Origin of the sequence: Methylococcus capsulatus str. Texas = ATCC 19069 (assembly GCF_000424685.1) — a bacterium.
Lineage (GTDB): Bacteria > Pseudomonadota > Gammaproteobacteria > Methylococcales > Methylococcaceae > Methylococcus > Methylococcus capsulatus.
The window spans coordinates 40106-62105 of record NZ_KE384225.1 but is presented as its reverse complement, the minus strand read 5'-3'; the positions used below and the strand labels follow the sequence as shown (position 1 = coordinate 62105).

The window sequence follows — 22000 nt, the reverse complement described above, 5'->3', positions numbered from 1 at the left end:
CTCATTCTTCACGTTCACCGTGTAAGACGGCGATCAGGCGGACCGCTTCCTCTTCCAGGCGCATGGACAGTTCATTCACCCTCCCCCGGAAATAGCGGTAGAACATCAGGCTGGGAATGGCCACGGCCAGCCCCGCGGCGGTGGTGATGAGGATTTCGGACAGGCCGCCCGCCAGCACGGCCGGATTTCCGGCGCCGTGCGCGGCGGAAAAACCGGCAAACACCTTCATCATCCCCAGCACGCTACCGAGGAGGCCCAGATAAGGAGAAATCGAAGCAATGGTACCGAGCGTGTTGAGATAACGTTCCATGGCGTGGACGACCTGGCGGCCGGCCTGCTCGATGCAGCGCTGCATCACCTCGCGCCCGTGCTTGTGGTTGGCCAACCCTGCCGCCAGGACGGCGCCCAGCGGCGAATTCAGCGCAATCTGGCGGATACTGCCGGCATCGAGCCGATCGTTCCGCCACAGCGTCCAGACCGTCGATGCCAGTTCAGCCGGCAGGATGCGGCTGGTGCGCAGCGCCCACAGACGCTCGAGGATGATGGCGAGGGCGACGACGGAGCAGATCAGAATGGGCCAGATCAACAGCCCGCCGCCCTTGATGATGTCCAGCACCCCACCTCCCTCCGAATATGTCCGCCAGTTACGATGCCGAAGGATTTTACCGCAAGATGACGCGGCGGACCGAACCCGGCGCCCCAGGACGGGTCAGTGCAAGGTGGCCTTGTGCTTGAGTTGGGAGCGGAGGTTGGCCAGGTGGTAACCCCAGTTGACCTCGAAACCGGAGAGCCATTCACCGACCGCGGCGCCGGCTTCGGCCGGCCCTTTGTTCCAGTGGGCCAGCCCCCGCTTCAATGCGAAATAGATTTCCGTGACATTGTCCGACAAGCTACCCGTCATCACACCGTCACCGGCCTCGAGATCGGCCTCGGTCCAGTAGTCGTCCATGCCGTCGAGGAAAGTTTTGAGCTCCACGTACATCCGATGCCGCTGCTCTATGTCCGCCAGCATGGAGTAGTCGCCGATCCCCGCCCTACCCGCCAATTCCCTCACGGCCGTTTCCAGCGGCCCCAGTTCGCGGGCGATGAGCGCGAGCCAGTCCTGCGGTTCGTAACGGGCGAAACCCTCCACCAGCCGGCAGAACTTTTCGGCAATTTTCGCAAATTGTGCCGGAGAAGAGGTCGAAGTAGCCACGCTGCTAGTTGCACACCCTTTCATTCGAGTCCTCACTCCCGTACCGATGAGCCGATCGCTTGCCTTGCATTCCGAAACCGCCTTCGGATGCACCTCGTTACGGTTAAGAGTAGACAGCAAATCAGGGAAAGGTAGACCATGGATGCCTAATACGTCGCCCTATGCAGACAGGGCGCAGCCCCTGCACCACATGTCGCGCCAAAGCGACATTTGACCCCATCGGAACTTCGATGACAACTCCCAGCCACCAGCCAGCCATCGTCCTCAGCCTTTCGGGGCACGATCCTACGGGCGGCGCCGGCATTCAGGCCGACATCGAAGCGGTCGGCGCAATCGGCTGCCGGGCCTGTACGGTGATCACCGCGCTGACGATCCAGGACACCTCGAACGTACATGCCGTGCAACCCCAATCCCCTGACGCCTTTCTGGCACAAGGGCGCGCCCTGATCCGCGACCTGCCGGTCGCCGCAGTGAAAATCGGCCTGCTCGGCAGTGCGGGAATCGCCCACTGCGTGGCAACCCTGCTGGACGAACTCGGCGGCGGAGTCCCGGTGGTGCTCGATCCCGTCCTCGCCGCCGGCGGAGGCACCGATCTGGCCTCGGAAGAACTGATCGAAGCCGTGCGGACCGAACTCCTGCCGCGCGCAGTCCTCGTGACACCCAACGTGCCGGAAGCTTCCCGGCTCGGCGGCGGCGCGACCGAAGCGGAAAATGCGGAGCGGCTCCGCCTCCTGGGCTGCCCGAACGTCCTCATCACCGGCACCCATGCTCCCACGGACGACGTCGTCAACCGGCTGTATTCATCGACCGGGAAGCGGGACTACCGGTGGCCCCGGCTGCCTTACAGCTATCATGGCTCCGGCTGCACCCTCGCCGCCTCCGTGGCCGGGTACCTCGCCCTGGGATACGCGATGGATGCCGCCGTCGAGTGGGCCCAGCGGTTCACCTGGCAGAGCCTCAGGGCGGGCTGGAATCCCGGCGGCGGACAACATCTCCCCGTCCGCGGTCCGTTGGGCCGACAAGCCGCCGCATGACGGCTAGGACACCGGCTCCATGTACTCGATGCCGAGCTGAAGGTTGGAAACGCCCCGGAACTCGTTGACGTCCAGCCGGTAGGCCACGCGCAGCCGCCGGCACCCCAGCCATGCCGGCGGATCGGCGACGAAGAACGCAACCCCTTCCACCTGGCGCGCCGCACCCGGCACCTCGAGCGTCAGCCGGAGATGCTTCTCACCGACGATCTGCATGCCCAGCACGTCGAACTCCCCGTCGAACAAGGGCTCCGGGAACCCCTGGCCCCAGGGGCCGGCATCGCGCAGGCAGCGCGCCGTGTCCAGATGGAAGTCGTCCGGCGGCAGCTCCCCATCCGTCACCACCGCATGCTCCAGGTCCACCCCTTCGAGCACACCCGCCACTTCCGCCTCGAACGCCTCCGTGAACGCCGCCAGACGGCTCTCCTCCAGGGCGAGGCCGGCCGCCATCGCATGACCGCCGAAGCGGACGATCAGGCCGGGATGGCGGGCCGCTACGGCGCACAGGACGTCGCGCACGTGCACCCCGGCGATGGACCGCGCCGACCCCCTGAGCAACCCATCCTCACCCCGTGCGAACGCGATCACCGGCCGATGCAGCCGGTCCTTGATCCGCGAGGCCAGAATGCCGATCACCCCCTGATGCCAAGCGGGATCGAACACGATCGCGGCAGAGCCGCTCCAACGATCGGATTGCCGTGGGAGCGGCTCCGCCCCGATCCGCAACATCGCCCAGGCCTCGGCCTGCATCTGGGCCTCGATCGTCTTCCTCTCGCGGTTCATCCCATCCAGCCGTTCCGCAAGCTCCTTCGCGGCGTTCATGTCGTCCGCCAGCAGGCAGGCGATGCCCAGGCTCATGTCGTCCAGCCTGCCGGCCGCGTTCAGCCGCGGTCCCAGCGTGAAACCGAGCGTGCCCGCCGTGGGAGCGGCGCCACCGCGCTTCGCGTCGGCCACCTCCAGCAGCGCCCGAATGCCGGGGCAGGCCCGGCCCGCGCGAATCCGCTGCAATCCCTGATGCACCAGGATACGGTTGACCCGATCCAGGGGAACCACGTCGGCGACGGTTCCCAGGGCCACCAGATCCAGCAGTTCCGCCAAATTCGGCGGCCGCCGCCCCCCTTCGAACCAGCCGCTCTCACGCAGACGGCTGCGCAGCCCCGAAAGTACGTAGAAGATGACGCCGACGCCCGCCAGCGCCTTCCCGGGAAATCCGTCGCCGGGCAGATTGGGGTTGACGATCGCATCCGCCGCCGGCAACGACTCCCCGGGCAAGTGGTGATCGGTGACCAGCACCTTCATGCCCCGCGTCCTGGCCGCCGCAATGCCGGCATGGCAGGCGATGCCGGTGTCCACGGTGAGAAGCACATCCGGGGGCGTGGCGCCGCCCCGGAATATCAGTTCGACCAGCTCCGGCGTGAGGCCGTAACCGCAAGTGAAACGGTTGGGCACGATGAAGGATACCCGCTCGGCGCCCAGCGCCCGCAAGCCACGCATCGCCACCGCGCAGCTCGTCGCACCGTCCGCATCGAAATCGGCCACGATCATGATCGACTTCTGCCCACGGATCGCCGCCTCGAGCTCCGCCGTCATCGCATCCATGCCTTTCAGCAACGACGGCGCCGGGAGTTCGTTCAGCGAGCGCCCCAAGTCTTCCGGCGTGAAAACCGAACGGTTTTGATAGAGACGGGCGAGCAAGGGCGAAGCGTCCGGCGGCGACGCTAAAGACATTCTCTTCGCAAGTTCCCCACCACCTTGCAACGAGCGCCGGACGATCCTCTTCTGTATTGGATGGTAAAGCTTAGCCATCGATAAGCCGCAAAAGCTCGATCATCCGACACCGAGTCCAATCAAACCGAACGAACCCTATTCAAGTCGCTCCGGCCGCAAATTTCAACATGTTATCAGCAAATTCAGGATATTCTGCAAATTTCCTTGTTACCGAATCACGAAAATACGAAACGAATGAATCACTGTGATCATACTTGGATTCCACCGAACACGCCTTTAATGCCATCGAAGCCCATTCGGCATTCGGGGTCAAGCAGAGAAATTTCTCCATATCAACCAATACATTCCAGCCAAGATCAAATTCAAAGAAATCATAGAAACGATTTGGCTCAGATGATTGGAGCCTCTTAAACCAAAGAATTTCGTCAAGGATCAACTCCAGCACATCCTCTTCGGACTGTTGCTCGAGCCCCCTACCAAACAAGCCGACATGCCCGGTCAAAATGTTTGATTTAGCACAGTCCATGGGATTCCTTATGGGCATCAAAAACCTTATCCTCGGCTCTTTCTCAAGCAACTCGAAGAGTTCAACACCACTCGACCGGATATGATTCGATATCCGCAAAGAGTCCTTCCAGAACAAGCTCTCGATATTTTCTTTCACTAGACCAAGAGCAGCTTCCCTGAAAAGGGTTGACGTATTGTATTTCTCATCAAAGGCATACGAGTGAACTATGGACCCGCCATACTGCCCTCGCCTCCCGCCTTTCGATATATAGATAGAGTAACGCAAGAAATTCTCGAACACCTTGTCATCATAATGCGCAATCCAGTCTAGCCTGCTATCACCAAATACTCTCTGGCCACCATGATTCAGCACCTGACATTTAGGATGGAGAAATAGAACTGATGCGGTCAACGTCGTCAGATTGCGGTAAGGACCCAAGACCATACATACCGTCCGCACCGAATCCGTATTGATCGCTCTTGATCTCACCAAATCCCATTCCTTGCGAAATCTTTCTACCAAAAACCCAAAGTCAATCACCATAAAAAAAACCCAAGTCAGTATGAAGACTAAAATTTCATTATCACCGCATTCAGGACACCACGCCAATGCCTTAAGATCTGCGAAACGCTGCGTATCTCAAAAATACCTTTAGTCAGACCCAAGCCGCCGCAGGCCGAGCAGAGTCGAAGCTGGCGACAGATCGCTTCGCCCCCCATCAACTTCGTTCAGGGCTAGCCGCTCGGCGGACAGCACAACTTGACGGGATCGTGGGACAGCCTCCATTATCAAAACGCAGTTCCTAAGCCTGCTACGGTTCCACTCTCTCCTCGGACCGAAAATATGCCGAACCGATCGAATCAGCATCAAAGCGGCTTGTCGCGCCCTAAAAGCAAGCCGCTCGAACGATCCGACACCCATTCCGACGAGCCCGGCGCCTAGGCGTGGTCTCCTCATCTTCGATCCATACGCTGCCGCGCATGCGGTAATCAGCGAATCTTGGACGCCCCTCGGCATTTGCTGGTAAAATTTGCTTCCGATAGACGCCTGCGATGCCGCATCCAGAGCGCAAGGGCGTGGTGGCGAGGCACAACGGGTATCATCGGCACGTCCCGCAGGTTACACACTGGTACGTTACCGTTGATTTCATCCTCATTATATTACGATCAGGAATCATCAGCACCAGAAAAATAGCAACAATCACCGAAATCAGATCACCAGAAACACCCCAGCTTAAAGACGCGCAAAAACTTTACGTTCACTACGAATCCAATCTCCGTGCCCAGCCATCCAGAAATCATCATAGAAGCAGGAAAAAGCGAACACCATTACTGGAGAGATGTCTGGCGTTACCGTGAGCTGTTTTATTTTCTGGCCTGGCGCGACATTCTGGTCAGGTACAAACAGACGGCGATCGGTCTGGCCTGGGCGCTCGTCCGGCCCCTGTTCACCATCATCGTGTTCACCCTGATTTTCGGGCGTTTGGCGCGGCTTCCCTCAGAGGGAGCACCCTATTCAGCACTGGTATTGGTCGGCATGATCCCCTGGCAGTTTTTCGCAAGCGCCGTCAATGAGGCGAGCCTCGGTCTCGCCAACAAGGAGAACATCATCACCAAGGTCTACTTTCCGCGCATCATCATTCCGATCAGCGGGGTCATCGTCAACTTGGTCGAACTCGCCGTCGGACTGGCCATGCTGGCCGTGTTGCTGGCCTGGCAGCAGGTCGCCGTGACCCTGAACATGCTTTTCCTCCCGCTCATCCTTCTGCCGGCCCTGCTGCTGACTTTCGGCTGCGCCGTGTGGGTTTCCGCATTGAGCGTACGCTTCCGCGATTTCCGCCAGGTCGTGCCGTTCGCCTTGCAGATGGGCCTCTATATTTCGCCCATCGCCTACAGCGCAGCGATCATCCCCGAGCGCTGGCGCGTGTGGTACGCGCTCAACCCTTTCACCGGGATCATCGAGGGACTGCGCTGGTCGGTCTTTGCCAGTTCGCCGACGCCGCCGCTCCAGGAGCTCGCGATATCGCTGGGCATCGCCACCCTCGCCACCGCCAGCGGCATCGCCTATTTCCGCAGCATCGAAAAGCGTTTCGCCGAACTGCTCTGAACATGTCTTACGCCATTCAGGCCGAATCCGTCGGCAAGTCCTTCATCCTCCACCATCAGCGCAACCGCCCCAACGACAGTCTACGGGACGCCCTGGCCGGCTCGTTGTCTCACCTCGGCCGGTCGCTCCTCCGTCGGGAGGAGACCGACCAGACGGAAGAATTCTGGGCACTGAAAGACATCTCTTTTGAAATCCGCCCAGGCGAGAGAATCGGGCTCCTGGGCCGGAACGGCGCGGGCAAATCGACCCTCCTCAAAATCCTCTCCCGCACGCTGGAACCTTCCACCGGAAGGATCAGAATCCGGGGACGCATCGCCAGCCTGCTCGAGGTGGGCACCGGCTTCCATCCGGAATTGACAGGGCGGGAAAACATCTACTTCAATGGCGCCATGCTGGGCATGTCGAAGGCCGAAATCGGCAGGAAATTCGACGAAATCGTCGACTTCGCCGAGGTCGAACAGTTCCTCGATACCCCGGTCAAGCATTACTCGTCCGGCATGTATGTCCGCCTCGGTTTTGCCGTCGCGGCCCATATCGATCCCGAGATTTTGATCGTCGACGAAGTCCTCGCCGTTGGCGATGCCCGCTTTCAGAAAAAATGCATTGGAAAGATGCATGAAATCAGTGAGGAAGGACGAACCTTGCTGTTCGTCAGCCATAACATGCACTCCATCATGCAATTGACACAGCGGGCACTGGTGCTCGACCGGGGCCAAATGGTTTGTGATGCAGATACTCGCGATGCCGTCACCAAATATTTGAGCGCCGACGCCGGAGAAGATATCAGTTTGCCACTGAGAGCCAAGGTAGACTGGATTGACGATGTAAATTTCCGTTGGTTACGCCAGGAAACCGATATCGGCTTCAACAAGCCGCTCAATTTCCAATTTTGCTTCACCACTGAACAGCACACCTCACGGCTCGTTGTCACTATCGGCTTCATCAATACCATTGGAGCGCTGGTATTGACTTGCAAAGCCGAACTGGACCATCTCCAAGCTGGACCACAACAATTCAGACTCAGCATCAGCGACCACCACCTGACACCAGGAACCTATTTCGTCCGACTGGATTTATGGGGTTCGGACGAACATCTCCTAGAGCAGGATAACGTTTGTACAGTCGATCTGTTTTCAGCAAGTACGGACGATCGTCTTATCCAGCGCATCGCGCGCCGCAGGGGTGACAAATTCGGATGCTACGCCCCCATTACGCTTCAAATTCTCCACGCGTCAGAAAGCCATCAACACGATTAACGAATAGCCATGCGATTGCCCCGTGTTATTTTTACACGTCTTTCGGTAGATACTCGCTATCCATTCGAAGGCCAACTGCCTCTTTCGGACAGCATGCCACGCCCGGCCAGAGCATCTTTGCGTAATATAGAAACAAATGTTTCGCTCACCGAAAATACCGGTAACATGCTTATCGGCGAGTCATTAAGTCGAATCCTGGAACTCAACCGACCCCGTTCCTGCCATCTGAATCTCACACGGCTACTGGCGCTAGGATGGAGTGCCGAACGCATACGGGATGAAATCCACAAACACTTCGATTTAGTTGTGTTTCTGATGGCAAATGCTATCAGGAAGGATTTCGACCTAGGCAACCTTGCCGATGCTGTAAGCGCGCTCGAAACCGACTTCATGGTTTTCGGTATAGGCATGCAGGATTCTTTACCCCCTACCCTCTCGACCTTACCCGAAGGTTCGCAGCGACTGTTACGCATGTTTGATCAAAAGGCGCTCATCTTCGGTGTACGAGGAAAAGAAACGGAAAACTGGCTTCACCAGGTCGGATTGAACCGTGCAAAGGCACTTGGATGCCCCAGCCTTTATGTATATCCACAGAACCTGCTCGCTGTCTCTCCTCCCTCAGGAGGAAGCAACGCCATGGCAATTGCTTCTGGACATCTCACCAACCCGTCGATAAGGAGCCAGAAACTCATATCACTGTTTCGCGACGCGGATAGCCATTACATCATGCAGGATGAATTCCTAGCTATTGCCAGAACCTGCAAGGATGACGAAAGATTATATAATGATGCGACTGGTAGAGTCCGGACTGAGCTTTGCAGACCGATATTCGAACGCATTCTGGGCAGCAGGATTCCATTCAAAAATTTCTGGTATTTTCAGAATCTCGACGCCTGGCGAGTTTTCTGCGCCCAAGCAGATTTCTATCTGGGAGACCGGTTCCACGGCGGCATTGTCGCCATGCAGGCCGGTATACCAAGTATCTTTATCTGGAACGATCAACGTGCTCGCGAATTGACCGATTTTTTTGCACTCCCGAACATCTCAGTCGCCGACATCGGCGACGCCAAAGCGCACGATCTGGTCGACAGTTTGCTCACCAAGCAGGCATTCACGGAGTTCCGAGACACCTATCGGCAACGGCTGGATGTCTTCGTACGCACTCTCGGCGAACATGGAATACGCCTGGATATTGATAGCCAATACTACACATCAAAGAGGGAGGATATGCGGCAAATCGTCTATAAGACGTACAGGAAATTTTTCCGCGGATTCAATTGAATTCCGCATCCACCTCCATTCCCATAGACCCCAGAAAGCAGTATGGCTTTTCATAAAAATTTGACCCGCGTTGAACGTGCTCGGCTCGCGGCCACCAAACTCATCTGCCCGATAACCCGCGACGCCCTGCGCGTGATCCCGCTCACGGATTTCATTTTTGGAATTTATATTTCGAGCCGCTATCGCTACGTATACATAGACAACCCGAAGACGGGCTGCACCTCGCTGAAATCCGCCATGGCCGAATTGGAACTTCGGGGGAGGAAGAGTGACCTCGATCCGCTGAACCTCGAAGTCATTCACTATGACTCCTCCCCCCTCAAATCTTTCGTGCCGATCTTTCCAAAGCCGACCCTAAGCAACCTGATCAAGAATAACTACCGCTTCGTAACTTTCGTCAGAAACCCTTATCAGCGCTTGCTATCCTGTTACCTCAACAAATTCGACAACAGTACCGCAAAGGATAACCCCCAAGCTCGAAGAATGCCCCGCGGTGCGGCTCCCGGCAGTTTTTCGGAGTTCATCGATGCCATCATAGGCCAGACCGACCACGACATGGATCCGCATTGGCGGAGCCAGTCCATCAACATTCATTACAGCAGGGTTCCATATGCCTACATCGGTCGATTTGAAAACTATGCGGCAGACTATGTGACTACGTTTCATAAACTGGGTATCCCAGCAGATGAAATCCCGACGCTGCGGCATCTCAACAAGACGGGAGCCGGACGCGCCAGCCTCCATGAATTCTATGACAAGAAGAGCCAGGATGCAGTTTACGCCAGATATCAGGATGATTTCGTGAACTTCGGCTATCCCTACGAACTTCCGGATTAGCCCGCCGTGGCATACAACACGATCGAATCAATCGATTCCGGCCGCAAACTCCAAAGTCGTGACAACTCCCGCACCCGTGCCAAGAATTACCGTCTTGTTGCCGGTATATAACGGTGAACAGTATCTGCGCGAAGCGCTGGACAGTCTTCTGACGCAGACCTACCGTAATTTCTCACTGCTCGCGGTCGATGATGGTTCGACGGATTCCAGCTTGGAGATCCTTCGATCCATCAAGGACCCTCGGCTTTCCGTGAAGGTCAACCCCAGGAACCGAGGGCTGATCAATACCTTGAATGAAAGCCTGGATCTCATTCAGTCCGAGTATGTCGCCCGCATGGATGCAGACGACATCGCGACACCTTATCGGCTGGAAGAGCAATTGGCGTTCATGGATGCCCACCCGGACGTCGGTTTATGCGGGGGGTACTACGAGCGCTTCACGGATACAGAAAGCATCGTGGTGCGCCCTCCAACCACTCATGAAGACATCAGTTACGCGCTGATTTTCGACAACGTGATGGCTCACAATACCGTCATGTTCAGGCGCAGCGTGCTGGAGCGTTACCGGCTCAGATACGATCCGGCATTCGCCTACGCCGAGGATTATGAATTATGGGTCCGTTTCGCGCGCTACAGCCGTCTAGCCAACCTGCCCCGCGTGCTGGTCCGGTACCGCTTTCATCCGGCCAATACCAGTTCCCGCTTCAGGCACGAGCAGCAGATCGCCGCGGCGAAGATAAGGCATATCCACCGGACCAATCTCGGACTCGAGCCCCGGCCCGGCGATGCCGCATTGCATCGCCAGTTGTTCGACATGCGCTTCGAGGGGGATTTACCGGAGCTGACGGCGGCAGGCATCTGGCTTTCGAAACTCTATCGTGTCGGCGTCCGGCGTTGCCGCCAGAATCCCGTGAGCACCTTCCTCGAATTCAACAAACTGTGGTATTCAGCCTGCGGCAGGCTTGCCGATCACGGACTGAAAGTATTCGCTCAGTTCCTGCGGCAGCCCTTCGGTTTTCTGGGAAATCCGGCCTATACACTCAAGTTGGCCTACCGTTGCTGGAGACGTATCAGGATCGCGTGAGACACGAAGGCGCCAACTTGGTATCCTTAGCTTCACCCGCAGCAATGGCATTGTTTGGTTGCCGGTTTCACAGTGCATAGTGGCCCCCACCATGTCCCTCACCGCGACATGACACATCATTCCCGCCCTCCCGGCCACGCCCCGCGCGTGACCATCCTCATGCCGGTCTATAACGGCGAGAAGTATCTCGCCGCTGCCATGGAGAGCATTCTCGACCAGACCTTTCGGGATTTCATCCTGCTGATCATCGACGACGGATCGAGCGATTCCAGCCTCGCCATCGCCCGGTCCTTCGGCGATCCCCGTGTGCAGGTGGAGCGAAATCCAAAGAACCTGGGACTGGTGAAGACGCTGAACCGGGGGCTCGACCTGGTGCAGACCGAGTTCGTGGCCCGGATGGATTGCGACGACATCGCACTTCCAGACCGTCTCGAGAAGCAGATCGCTTTCCTGGACGAGAATCCCGACATCGGCATGTGTGGAACCGCCTATGAGCTGTTCCACGAATCGCTCCGGCAAACGATCCGGCCGCCATGCCGGCACGAGGAGATCGTCTACGGGCTGCTCGACGACAACGTCTTCCTTCACAGTTCGGTGATCGTCCGTATGGAAGTGCTGAACCGGCACGGCCTCCGCTACCGGGAGGACTACAGGCTTGCGGAAGACTACGAGCTCTGGGCAAGGCTCGCCCGCTATACGCACATCGGCAACCTGCCCCAAGTCCTGGTGCGTTACCGCTCCCATCCCGAGAACGTCAGCAACACCAACAAGGGAGAACAGATAGCCACCCGCGACCGGGTCAGGCTCGAACATCTGGAATCATTCGGATTGGCGCCTGCCGCCGACCAAAAGACGCTCCACATCGACCTGTTTTCCCTCGCCTTTCAGGGCTCCCCGGACCAGCTGGCCGACGCCCGCCGCTGGCTGGAAGCGCTGGCACGGGCGGTGTCCACCCGATGCGGCCTTCCGCTGGGACGGCTCCATCGCGATTTCGCCCTGCTGTGGTATTCAGCCTGCGGACGCTCCGCTCACCATGGCCTCACCGTCCTGTTCTCCTATCTGAAGTCGGCGATGGCCTGGAAAGGCCCCAAAAGCTATATACTCAAGCTGCTTTTTCGCTGCCTGATGCGTGACCCCATCCCGGCCGTCACGAAGTAGCCCGATTCCCTCTTTATCGCCCCCCGATGCGTACCGTCCGTTTCCGGATCAACCCGACGATCCCTCGCCATACCCTGCTGCCAGGATTCCTGACGCGCTCGCGCGTGGTGAAAACCTTGCGCTATACCGCGCTGTCGGTGTTCGGCCTGCCGTTCATTCCCGTCTATCGGCACCCGCTGGGACACGCCTTGAAGCGCGCGCTTGGCATGCTGCTGGCCGGGGAAATCAAAAAGGCGGCCATGCTGCTCCTGGGTACCTTGAATCACACGGTGTTTTACGCCCTTTGGGTCCGGCATCCCTGGGGCGAGGCGAAGATCCGTTCCAAGGTGGAGACCTCTCACCTCCACACACTGGACATCGCGTTCGTCGTCGGGTCCACCGGTTCGGCGTCTCCGGACGACATCGAGGTGACGCTGGAATCGATCCGCACCCAGGATTTCCAGGGGCTCGTCAGCCATGTCGCCGTCATGGAGCCGGACTTGCCTCCGCTCAGCTTCCGGCCGGTCGTGCCGGAAGGCTCGGAATTCGTGTGTTTCCTGCAGGCGGGAGACAGACTGACCCCCGATGCGATCAGCCGGGTCGCGGCGTGCATCGACGGCTATCCGAAATTCAAGCTGATCTACAGCGATCACGATTACTTGATCAAAGGGAAGCACCGCTGTTTCGCCGAGTTCAAACCGGACTGGAACTACGAGCTTTCACTGGCCCGGTTCTATCTCCAGACGCCGGTTTTCTTCAGTGCCGCCAGTCTGGAAAAGCTCGGCTTCTCGGCGCTTTCCGGGAACTGCGCTCTCCCCGATGTCATATTCAAGATTTACGAAAACCATGGCAGCGAGAGTATCGCCCACATTCCGGCGATCCTCTGCCATCGCCCGTATTCTCGCCGCGAGGATTGCGGGGAGGAGCTCGAAATCTACGGCAGGGCGGTCGCGGCCCATCTGGGGCGGCGGGGGGAGCCTGCCAGGATCGAACGTAGCCGGGAAGCGACCCGCGGCCTCTCGGTCCATTTCCCACCGGCCCCGGAACGTCCCCTGGTCTCCATCATCATCCCCACCCGGAACCGGGCCGACCTTCTGCGCAATTGCATCGAAAGCATCGAAGCGCGCACGGCGTACGACCACTACGAGATCCTGGTCATCGACAACGGCAGCGACGAAGCGCAGACGCTGGACTATTTCCGCGAGATCGCAGCCCGGGGGGTGCGGGTGATTCCAGACCCCTCCCCGTTCAATTTTTCGGCCATCAACAACCGGGCGGCCGAGCATGCCCGGGGGCAGTATCTGGCCTTCCTGAACAACGACATCGAGGTGATCACCCCCGACTGGCTGGGCGAGATGCTCGGCCTCGCGGCCCGGCCCGGCATCGGCGCCGTGGGCGCGCGTCTGTGGTATACAAACGACCGCCTGCAGCATGCCGGCGTGATCCTGGTTGGCGGGGTGGCCGGACATGCCCACAAGTTCCTGCCGCGCGGCTTGCCCGGCTACTGCGACCGGGCGGTGCTGCTGCAGGAGTTCTCCGCCGTCACCGCCGCCTGCATGGTGATCCGCAAAGCGAGCTTCGTGGACGTCGGCGGCTTCGACCCGGACCTGGCCGTGGCATTCAACGATGTGGACCTCTGCCTGCGCCTGAAAGCCGCCGGCTACCGGAACGTCTGGACGCCCGCCGCGGAACTCTACCATCACGAGTCCTTGAGCCGCGGCAACGACACCGCGCCGGACAAGATCGAACGATTCCGTCGGGAATGCGCCTACATGCGCGAGCGCTGGGGCGATTTCCTGCGCAACGACCCGGCCTACAGTCCCAACCTGGCCTGGGACAACTACGACTTCTCGCTGAGCTGGGAACGGCCGAAGTTCTGAACGCCCACCGCCCTCCGCAAGACTTCGAACATGCCAGGCATCGACATCGTCATCGTCAACTGGAATTCCGGAAACCAGCTCCGCGAATGCCTGCGGTCGATCGGAAATCTCGTCGGCGAGGCGGAACCACTCACGGTGACCGTGGTCGACAACACATCCTGCGACGGCTCGGCGGACGGTTTGCCGGAGCCGTCCTGCCCTTTGCGCGTGATCCGCAATCGGGCCAACCTCGGCTTCGGCCGGGCCAGCAATCTCGGCGCCCGCGAAGGAAGCGCCGACTATCTGCTGTTCCTGAACCCGGACACCCGGCTCCATCCGGGCGCCCTGAGCACCCCTCTAGGGTTCATGGAATCGGAAACGGGAAGGCACGTTGGCATCTGCGGCGTCCAGTGTCTGGACGAGACCGGCGGCGTCGCCCGCTGCTGCGCCCGCTTCCCCACCGCCTGGCGGCTCGTCGGCCAGGCGCTCGGGCTGGACCGCCTGTTTCCGCGCTGGATCCCTCCCCACTTCCTCGGCGAATGGCCCCACGACAGCGACCGTGACGTCGACCAGGTGATCGGCGCCTTCTTTTTCGTGCGGCGTGCCGTGTTCGAGCAACTCGGCGGTTTCGACGAACGCTTCTTCGTCTATTACGAAGATCTGGACTTCGCCCTGCGCGCCCGCCGGGCTGGCTGGGGCAGCCGCTATCTGGCGGGAGCCAGGATATTCCACCGGGGCGGCGGCGTGTCCCGTCAGATCAGCGCGCGCCGGCTCCATTACCTCACTCACAGCAAACTGCGCTACGCCCGGAAGCACTTTGCCGGGATCGATGCCTTTCTGGTCTCGGCCGCCGTATTGCTGCTGGAACCACTGGCACGTTCGGCCTATGCCTTGGGGCGGGGCAGGCCGGGCGAGTTTGCCGATACCTGGAAGGCTTTCGGCGGGCTTTACGCCTCGCTCTGCCGGCCCGGGGAAAACGGCCGATGAGGATTCTCGCTCTCACCCGTTACGATACGCTGGGTGCCAGCAGCCGCGTGCGGTTTTATCAGTATTTCCCGTATCTGGCCGAAGACGGTATCGAAATCGAGACTTCTGCCTTCCTGTCCAACGCCTACCTGGTGACCCTGTACGAACGGCATGACCGCCAGCTTCGCCACATCGTCCCGGCCTATTTCCGCCGCCTGCAAGCGCTCGTCGGGGTTCGGCATTTCGACCTGCTGTGGATCGAAAAGGAACTGTTCCCCTGGCTCCCGGCGGCGGCGGAAGCCGTGCTGAAATGGCTGGGCATCCCGTACGTGGCCGATTACGACGATGCCGTTTTCCACAACTACGACGGGCACCGGAATCCGCTGTTCCGGACCTTGCTGGGCCGCAAGATCGACGAGGTGATGCGCAATGCCGGGGTCGTGGTCGCCGGCAACCCCTATCTGGCAGAGCGGGCGCGGCAGGCGGGCGCGGCGAAGGTGGAAATCGTTCCCAGCGTCATCGATCTCAACCGCTATCCCGAACCTGAAACCGCCCGGCCGCGGGACCCGGCCAGGCCAGTCCGGATCGGCTGGATCGGTACGCCCTCGACCGCACCTTTTCTCCGGCGCGTGCGCATGCCTTTGCAGCGGGTCGCCGATGCGCCGGATCTGCGCCTGGTCCTCATCGGCACGGGCGACACGGATGTCGGGATTTCCGGGGCCGAGCGCCTCGCCTGGTCCGAGGAGCGGGAATACGAGCTGCTGGAGACGCTGGACATCGGCATCATGCCCCTGGCCGATCTCCCCTGGGAACGCGGGAAATGCGGCTACAAGCTGATCCAGTACATGGCCTGCGGCAAACCCGTCATCGCGTCCCCCGTGGGCGTGAACGCCGAGATCGTCGAACACGGCGTCAATGGATTCCTCGCCTCCAGCGACGGCGAATGGACGGAGGCCATCACGGCGCTGGCCAATGATGCCGCGCTGCGGGAGCGCATGGGCAGGGCCGCCCGCGAAAAGGTCGTGCGCACCTATTCCGTCCAGAGCCAGCTACCCCGGATGCGGGAGATACTGGCATCTGCCTGCCGGCCCCCGGGCTGCCGAAGGAGCCATTCATGAACCCGGACCACGGCGGATTCACGCGAGCCGGGCTCTCCGAGTGTCGCAAACCTCAGCCAGATCGGCCGCCATCATCCCTGGCGAAACACCACCGGCAAGCGCCATGCCCTCACCGCAATCTGGAAACCGCCGACATACTGGACCCCGCCATCACTTCGCCCGGGAACCGATGGGGCAGATCGCCACCCCTGCGGGCCAGGAAAACCGCCAGCCATACCTTCGTGAGTCGGGAATCAAATCCTGCCGGGCAATGAAGCGGGCTGGATTCACCGGGCCACCGGTGGTTCCGGCCGAAACCGCCTGCGACGAGTGCTCCGGTTTTTCGAGTCCTATTCCGGCATATCTGGACACCATACCCATGCGATGGAAGCGGCCATCGCCACGCGGCATTGTGACTTCCCATCGAGCCGGTTTCTGCATCCCTTTTCCAAAAAAAAGCTCTCCTGCCTGGACCGCGCCTTCGCCCCCCAAAGCGATGGACCATGCCGCGTCTGCATCAAGTTTCTGGCGTGGTTTTCCGCCCAAGGGATCCGGGCGCTCATTTCGGCCCACCGCCTCGACGACGCGCCGATGCCCCGAAGACCGGGTGATCCCGGTCGATTCCTTCGACTCGCCGCGGACGATCGCCTTGCTCCGCCATTTCGTCCCCGGGGTCGTCGTCAACGGCACGCGAATCTTCACGCACGAAAATTCCCGGTGCGATCGATGCGCCCTTCATCGACACACCCATCTCCGTGACCGGGGCAGGCACGGGATCCTGGGGCGATTGCGACCGACGCCAACGAAAACTGCGGCGTGCCCCCCGCTGAGATCGGCATTGGAAGACCTGCGTACACACCCCTTCTGGACCGTCGCGCCCGCGACACCATCCGACTCCGGCGGCAAAAAGCTGCGGACACGGTCACCGCGCCGCCATCTTTTTCATCTCTCCCGAGATGACTTCGCCCAGGACCCGATACCCTTTCGTACTGACATGGGTATCGTCCGGCAGATAGAAATCGACTTCTTTTTCCGCATGCCCACGGAACGGCGCCAACATATCGACTGTGGCCACTCCCGCATCACCCAGCCTCCGGATCACGGTGGTATACCGGTCCGCATCCGGTCTGCCGACGATGAAACGGGCGTAGACACTCGACTTGTTTGGCACCAGCACGAAAATAAACCGCCCCTCCGCCGCCTCGATACGGCGCTGGATGGCTGATATAGAGTAGACGGCTTTGCCGATCTGCTCATCGCTCCAGCTGCCCTCCGCATCGTCTTCGTAGTAATAAAGAATCCGGTCCGAACGACGGTTGGAAAAAAGATCGCGGGACGTCAGCGGCGCGTTGACTGCCACGCCATGGATCGTGGCGTCACTGCCCAGCAATGCCTCCAAAACAGCGTTCTTGAGCACTTTGAGCAAGTACACGACGTCGGTAGGGATTTCTCCCCCTGTTCTCCTGGAGGTTGGAATCTCGCCATGAGTAAAAGCCTCGAACGGCTTCACCGCCGATTTGTCTCGGGACTTCGATTTGCGGCAGGTTCCGATATTCCCGAAACGGCTGGGAAAGAAACGCTCCAGGCTCTCCACGATGACCGTCCTGCCGGCCAGAACGCCGTTCGACTCCAGCATTTCCAGCCACTGCTCGATGCAGACGAATTGCTCATAGTTGTGCGATGCAACGTTCAAACCCCGCTCCCGCCCGACCATGGTCTGCCAGATGTTGGCTAGCGAGAACGAATCGCCCAGCACCAGGATTCCGGCTGCTTTCATGTCCGGAAAATTGCCATCGATGGGCATTTCCGGCAGCGGCTCCGTCCAGCCGAATTCACGCTCCGTCCATCCGCCGACGCGCGTCAGGTCACCGCTCAATGGCTCGGCATAGAATCCGGCACCGAAGATGACGAGCAGCCCCGCCGCCGTTGCGCCGAAAAAGCGCAGCAAATAGCGTTTATCGTATGACATCGACGATCAGAATTGGTAATACAAGAAGGCGCTTATTTTGCTGATGCTGGACAGTGCCACGGCCGCCATGCAACCGGAAGCGAGTGCGAGCCAGAACGTGAAGCGCGGATGGGATAGAACACGATGGTCTTTCCTGCACTCGGGCAGTATCAAAGTCTGACTGTTGGGAAACCCCCAAATCAGCAGAAATCCGGTAAGCGCCAGCAAAGTGATTTTCACGCCCCCCAGAAGATTCAGCGCGGCATTGCCTTCGAACCAGCCCGTGAATACGAGCCCGTTTGCGGTATTCACCCCGTGGCTCCGCAATATCTCTCCAATGCCCTCCAGCTTTTGCGATACTGCCAGTCCGGACAAACCCACGCAGCCCTTGGCTACGAGAAGGCCGGAAGTCAGGGAGTCCGCTCGGAACATGACCCACGCGATGACCACGCAGAAAAACGTGACCAGAACTCCTGCCACCCTTGCCATCCCGACCGGCTCGCCCGGGGGAAATCCGAACCTCCTGCGCAGCGCGTGCCAGGCATGATTCACGACCAGGAACGAGCCATGTAATCCGCCCCAGACGACGAACGTCCAATTGGCGCCGTGCCACAATCCGCCCAGCAGCATCGTGATCATCAGGTTCACATGGCGTCTCGCCGGTCCCAGACGGTTGCCTCCCAGCGGAATGTACAAATAATCCCGCAGAAAGGCCGACAATGTCATGTGCCAGCGCCGCCAGAACTCGATGACGTTCCAGGCCTTGTAGGGCGAATTGAAATTCAGGGGGAGCTGGACGCCGAACATCCGCGACAGACCAACCGCCATGTCGGAATATCCTGAAAAATCGAAATACAACTGGAACGTGTAAGCCAACGCCCCGGTCCAGGCCATGATGAATTTCGGCTCGAAGCCGTCCTTTGCCGCGGCGAATACGGGGTCGGCATACTCCCCGAAGGAGTCGGCCAGCAGGACTTTCTTGGCCAGACCGATCGTGAACAGGGTCAGCCCTATCCCAACGTTCGAATACTGCGGCCGATAGATGGAGGCCGATGCGAACTGCGGCATCATCTGTTTGTGATGCAATATGGGCCCCGCGATGAGATGGGGAAAATAGGTTACGAACAGTACATAGTGGATGAAATCATACTCTTTGGCGATACCGCGAAATACATCGACGAGATAAGCAATCTGAGTGAACGTAAAAAATGATATTCCTAGGGGCAGGACAATCTTTGCCAGCTCGATGTTCAGACCAAAAAGATCGTTGATGCTGTCGATAAAGAAATTGGCGTACTTGAATACGCCAAGCAGCATCAAGTCCGCGAGGATACCGGCGGCCAGCAGATACCTCGCCGTCCTGGGATCGCGCGCATGCCCGATGGCATAGCCCGTTGCGTAATTGAATGCGATCGACGCGAGCAGCAGCGGAACGAATTTGACATTCCACCAGCCATAAAAGAACAGCGATGCCGCGGCGAGCCACAAAGCGGCCAGCTTACGGCTGTGTCTTGCGACAAGGAAAAAACCGCCCCACACGAGGGGCAGATATCCAAGAATGAATCCGTAGGAATTGAACAGCATGAGATCATTGCCGATAAATGGTTTTGCCGGCGCAGCTGCCCGAATCGGTTTCTATGCTGGCGGGACGAGGAGGATGAATTCTAGCGATACCCGGCTGACGGACGCAAATCAAACGGGGGAAAGCGGCACATTCGGGCTTACATCCCACAACGGTGGTTTTGCCGTGTAGAATCGCACCGGCCTTCATTCGCGGCGTTCGGCCCGCCGTGCCTGGCGTCTTCATCGAATATTCTGAAAGCGCATTCCCATGCCCCAGCCGCACCTCCTGTTCGTCGTCACCGAGGACTGGTTCTTCTGCCTGCATCGCCTGTCGCTGGCGGTCGCGGCCAAACGAGCCGGCTTCGAAGTGAGCGTGGCGACCCGCGTCGCCGAGCACGGACACATCATCGAATCCGCCGGACTCCGCCTGATCCCGCTGCAGCTGTCGCGGCGCAGCAGGAATCCTTTGACCGAAGCCCGGCTGATCGCGGACCTGGTGGGATTGTACCGGCGCGAGCGTCCGGACATCGTCCACCATGTCGCCATGAAGCCGGTGATCTATGGCTCGCTCGCCGCGCGCCTGACCGGCCGGCGCGCCGTGGTCAATGCGCTGACCGGCCTCGGCTTCCTGTTCACTTCGGACCGCCCGAGCGCGAGGCTCCTGCGCCCGCTGGTCGAGGCCGCCTTCCGGGGCCTGCTGAATGCCCCGGTCTGCCGGACCATCGTGGAAAATCCCGACGACCTGCGTCAGCTCACTGACGACGGCGTGGTCGAACCCGAACGCATTCGCCTGATCCGCGGCTCGGGCGTGGATTTGGCGAAATTCACGCCGAGCCCCGAGCCGGAAGGTCCGCCGCTCGTGGTGCTGCCGGCCCGGATGCTGTGGGACAAGGGCGTGGGCGAATTCGTGGAAGCCGCCCGGCGGCTGCGCGAGGCAGGGATACGGGCCCGCTTCGCCCTGGTGGGTCAGCGCGACGCAGAAAACCCTTCGGCCATAGCGGAAGCGCAGTTACGGGAGTGGGAACGGTCGGGCGTGGTCGAGTATTGGGGATTTCGGAGCGACATGCCGCAAGTGCTCGCGCAGTGCAACATCGTCTGCCTGCCGTCCTACCGGGAAGGACTCCCGGTATCCCTGCTCGAAGCCGCCGCCTGCACGCGGGCCATCGTCACCACCGACGTGCCCGGCTGCCGGGAGGCGGTCCGCCACGAGTACAACGGACTGCTGGTTCCACGCGGCGATCCGGCGGCGCTCGCCGCCGCCCTCAGCCGCCTCATCGCCGACCCGGCAACGCGCCGCGTAATGGGCACACGCGGCAGGGCCCGGGCGGAAGAAGAATTTTCCCTGGAGAGCGTCGTGACCCAGACGCTGTCCCTGTACCACGAGATGCTGGCACGATGAGAATTCTGGTCACGGGCGCCAACGGCTTCGTCGGACGCCACCTGACGGCCCTGCTCGTCGACCAGGGACATTGGGTCACCGCCGCGGTCCGGCGTGAAGGCGCAGCGCTGCCGACGAGTATCGCCGAGATGCGGGTCGTCGGCGACATCGGACCGGACACCGATTGGGATGGCCTGCTCGAGGGCGTCGACGCGGTGATCCATCTCGCCGCCCGGGTCCATGTCATGCGCGAAACCGGTCCCGCCCCCCTGAGCCGGTTCCGCCAAGTCAACGTGCTCGGCACGGAGCGCCTCGCCCGGGCCGCCGCGCGCACCGGCGTCAGACATCTCGTCTACCTCAGCTCCGTCAAGGTCCATGGCGAAACCAGCCCGAGCGGGGCTCCCTTCACCGAAACCATGGCACCGGCGCCGGAAGACGCTTACGGGATCTCCAAATGGGAGGCCGAACGGGCGCTCGCCGAAATCGCGGCAGAAACCGGGCTGGGCGTGACGGTGTTCCGGCCGCCGCTGGTCTATGGTCCCGGCGTCCGGGCCAATTTCGGGCGGCTGGTCGAAGCGGTGCGGCGCGGCGTTCCGCTGCCCTTCGGCGCCGTGCAGAACCGCCGCAGCCTGGTCTACGTCGGCAACCTGGCCGATGCGGTCGCCACCAGCCTGCTGAGGGCCGATGCCATCGGCCAGACCTTCCTGATCAGCGACGGCCCGCCCCTTTCCACGGCGGAACTGGTCCGGAGCATCGCCCGGGCAATGCACCGCAAACCCAGGCTGCTGTCCATTCCGCCGGCTCTGCTGCGGGTGACCGGCGCACTGACCGGGAAGCGCGCCGAAATCGGCCGTCTGCTGGGCGATCTCGCCGTCGACGACTCTCTTCTGCGCAGCCGCCTCGCCTGGCAGCCGGCCTACGGGCTGGAGGAAGGGCTCGCAGCGACGGTTCGGAAGACGCCCGCACGCTCCCGCGGGGTGCATCGGATATAATCGCGGAATTCCGGGACGACCCGGCCATCCCTCT

At 60.4% G+C, this 22000-nt stretch carries 19 protein-coding genes; 12 read left to right on the top strand and 7 right to left on the bottom strand.

The window, feature by feature from the left end; genetic code table 11:
- Position 1: 1 nt before the first annotated feature.
- Positions 2–616 (bottom strand): MotA/TolQ/ExbB proton channel family protein, encoded by a 615-nt coding sequence (locus H156_RS0115335; RefSeq protein ID WP_010959975.1) that lies wholly within the window; start codon positions 614–616, stop codon positions 2–4.
- A 93-nt stretch (positions 617–709) separates the two neighbouring features.
- Positions 710–1195, bottom strand: coding sequence for a DUF5063 domain-containing protein (locus H156_RS0115330; RefSeq protein WP_161625755.1), 486 nt, complete (start codon positions 1193–1195; stop codon positions 710–712).
- A 230-nt stretch (positions 1196–1425) separates the two neighbouring features.
- Between H156_RS0115330 and thiD the strand changes: the two genes are divergently transcribed.
- Positions 1426–2229, top strand: coding sequence for a bifunctional hydroxymethylpyrimidine kinase/phosphomethylpyrimidine kinase (gene thiD / locus H156_RS0115325; RefSeq protein ID WP_017365038.1), 804 nt, complete (start codon positions 1426–1428; stop codon positions 2227–2229).
- 3 nt (positions 2230–2232) lie between these two features.
- Here the strand turns inward: thiD and recJ are convergent, their stop codons facing one another.
- Both recJ and H156_RS0115315 read right to left on the bottom strand, forming a co-directional pair.
- Complete coding sequence (gene recJ, locus H156_RS0115320) at positions 2233–4032, bottom strand: single-stranded-DNA-specific exonuclease RecJ (protein ID WP_017365037.1); 1800 nt, start codon at positions 4030–4032, stop codon at positions 2233–2235.
- Between the two features lie 61 nt (positions 4033–4093).
- Positions 4094–5005, bottom strand: a complete 912-nt coding sequence (locus tag H156_RS0115315) for a hypothetical protein (protein ID WP_154656761.1) — start codon at positions 5003–5005, stop codon at positions 4094–4096.
- Positions 5006–5740: 735 nt separating this feature from the next.
- Between H156_RS0115315 and H156_RS0115310 the strand changes: the two genes are divergently transcribed.
- The 9 genes from H156_RS0115310 to H156_RS0115270 all read left to right on the top strand — a co-directional run bounded on the left by H156_RS0115310 (position 5741) and on the right by H156_RS0115270 (position 16106).
- The gene (locus tag H156_RS0115310) at positions 5741–6568 is read left to right on the top strand and encodes an ABC transporter permease (protein WP_017365035.1); all 828 of its coding nucleotides are present in this window, start codon (positions 5741–5743) and stop codon (positions 6566–6568) included.
- Between the two features lie 2 nt (positions 6569–6570).
- Positions 6571–7824, top strand: a complete 1254-nt coding sequence (locus H156_RS0115305) for an ABC transporter ATP-binding protein (protein ID WP_017365034.1) — start codon at positions 6571–6573, stop codon at positions 7822–7824.
- A 9-nt stretch (positions 7825–7833) separates the two neighbouring features.
- Complete coding sequence (locus H156_RS0115300) at positions 7834–9105, top strand: polysaccharide pyruvyl transferase family protein (protein WP_036246731.1); 1272 nt, start codon at positions 7834–7836, stop codon at positions 9103–9105.
- Between the two features lie 42 nt (positions 9106–9147).
- Complete coding sequence (locus tag H156_RS0115295; protein WP_017365032.1) at positions 9148–9942, top strand: sulfotransferase family protein; 795 nt, start codon at positions 9148–9150, stop codon at positions 9940–9942.
- Positions 9943–10000: 58 nt separating this feature from the next.
- A complete protein-coding gene (locus tag H156_RS16350; protein ID WP_010959967.1) occupies positions 10001–11026 on the top strand; it encodes a glycosyltransferase family 2 protein in 1026 nt (341 codons plus the stop codon).
- Positions 11027–11134: 108 nt separating this feature from the next.
- Positions 11135–12184, top strand: a complete 1050-nt coding sequence (locus H156_RS0115285) for a glycosyltransferase family 2 protein (protein WP_143708451.1) — start codon at positions 11135–11137, stop codon at positions 12182–12184.
- A gap of 26 nt (positions 12185–12210) precedes the next feature.
- Positions 12211–14043, top strand: coding sequence for a glycosyltransferase family 2 protein (locus tag H156_RS0115280; protein ID WP_017365029.1), 1833 nt, complete (start codon positions 12211–12213; stop codon positions 14041–14043).
- A 30-nt stretch (positions 14044–14073) separates the two neighbouring features.
- Entirely contained in the window at positions 14074–15009 is a 936-nt protein-coding gene (locus H156_RS0115275) for a glycosyltransferase family 2 protein (protein ID WP_017365028.1), read from the top strand.
- The gene (locus H156_RS0115270) at positions 15006–16106 is read left to right on the top strand and encodes a glycosyltransferase family 4 protein (protein ID WP_017365027.1); all 1101 of its coding nucleotides are present in this window, start codon (positions 15006–15008) and stop codon (positions 16104–16106) included. Before H156_RS0115275 ends, H156_RS0115270 begins: the two co-directional genes overlap by 4 nt.
- A gap of 150 nt (positions 16107–16256) precedes the next feature.
- Here H156_RS0115270 and H156_RS17820 read toward each other — a convergent pair whose 3' ends face one another.
- From H156_RS17820 to H156_RS0115255, 3 genes are all read right to left on the bottom strand, one after another.
- Positions 16257–16787: a hypothetical protein gene (locus H156_RS17820; protein ID WP_017365026.1), complete on the bottom strand. Its 531-nt coding sequence runs from the start codon at positions 16785–16787 to the stop codon at positions 16257–16259.
- A gap of 220 nt (positions 16788–17007) precedes the next feature.
- Positions 17008–18054, bottom strand: a complete 1047-nt coding sequence (locus H156_RS0115260) for an alginate O-acetyltransferase AlgX-related protein (RefSeq protein WP_238536835.1) — start codon at positions 18052–18054, stop codon at positions 17008–17010.
- A 6-nt stretch (positions 18055–18060) separates the two neighbouring features.
- Positions 18061–19617, bottom strand: coding sequence for an MBOAT family O-acyltransferase (locus tag H156_RS0115255; RefSeq protein ID WP_017365024.1), 1557 nt, complete (start codon positions 19615–19617; stop codon positions 18061–18063).
- Positions 19618–19864: 247 nt separating this feature from the next.
- Between H156_RS0115255 and H156_RS0115250 the strand changes: the two genes are divergently transcribed.
- Together H156_RS0115250 and H156_RS0115245 are read left to right on the top strand one after the other, a co-directional pair.
- A complete protein-coding gene (locus tag H156_RS0115250; protein ID WP_017365023.1) occupies positions 19865–20995 on the top strand; it encodes a glycosyltransferase family 4 protein in 1131 nt (376 codons plus the stop codon).
- Positions 20992–21966 carry a UDP-glucose 4-epimerase family protein gene (locus H156_RS0115245; protein ID WP_017365022.1) on the top strand — a complete coding sequence of 325 codons (975 nt, stop codon included), beginning with the start codon at positions 20992–20994 and terminating at the stop codon, positions 21964–21966. The genes H156_RS0115250 and H156_RS0115245 overlap by 4 nt, the downstream gene beginning before the upstream one ends.
- Positions 21967–22000 lie beyond the last annotated feature (34 nt).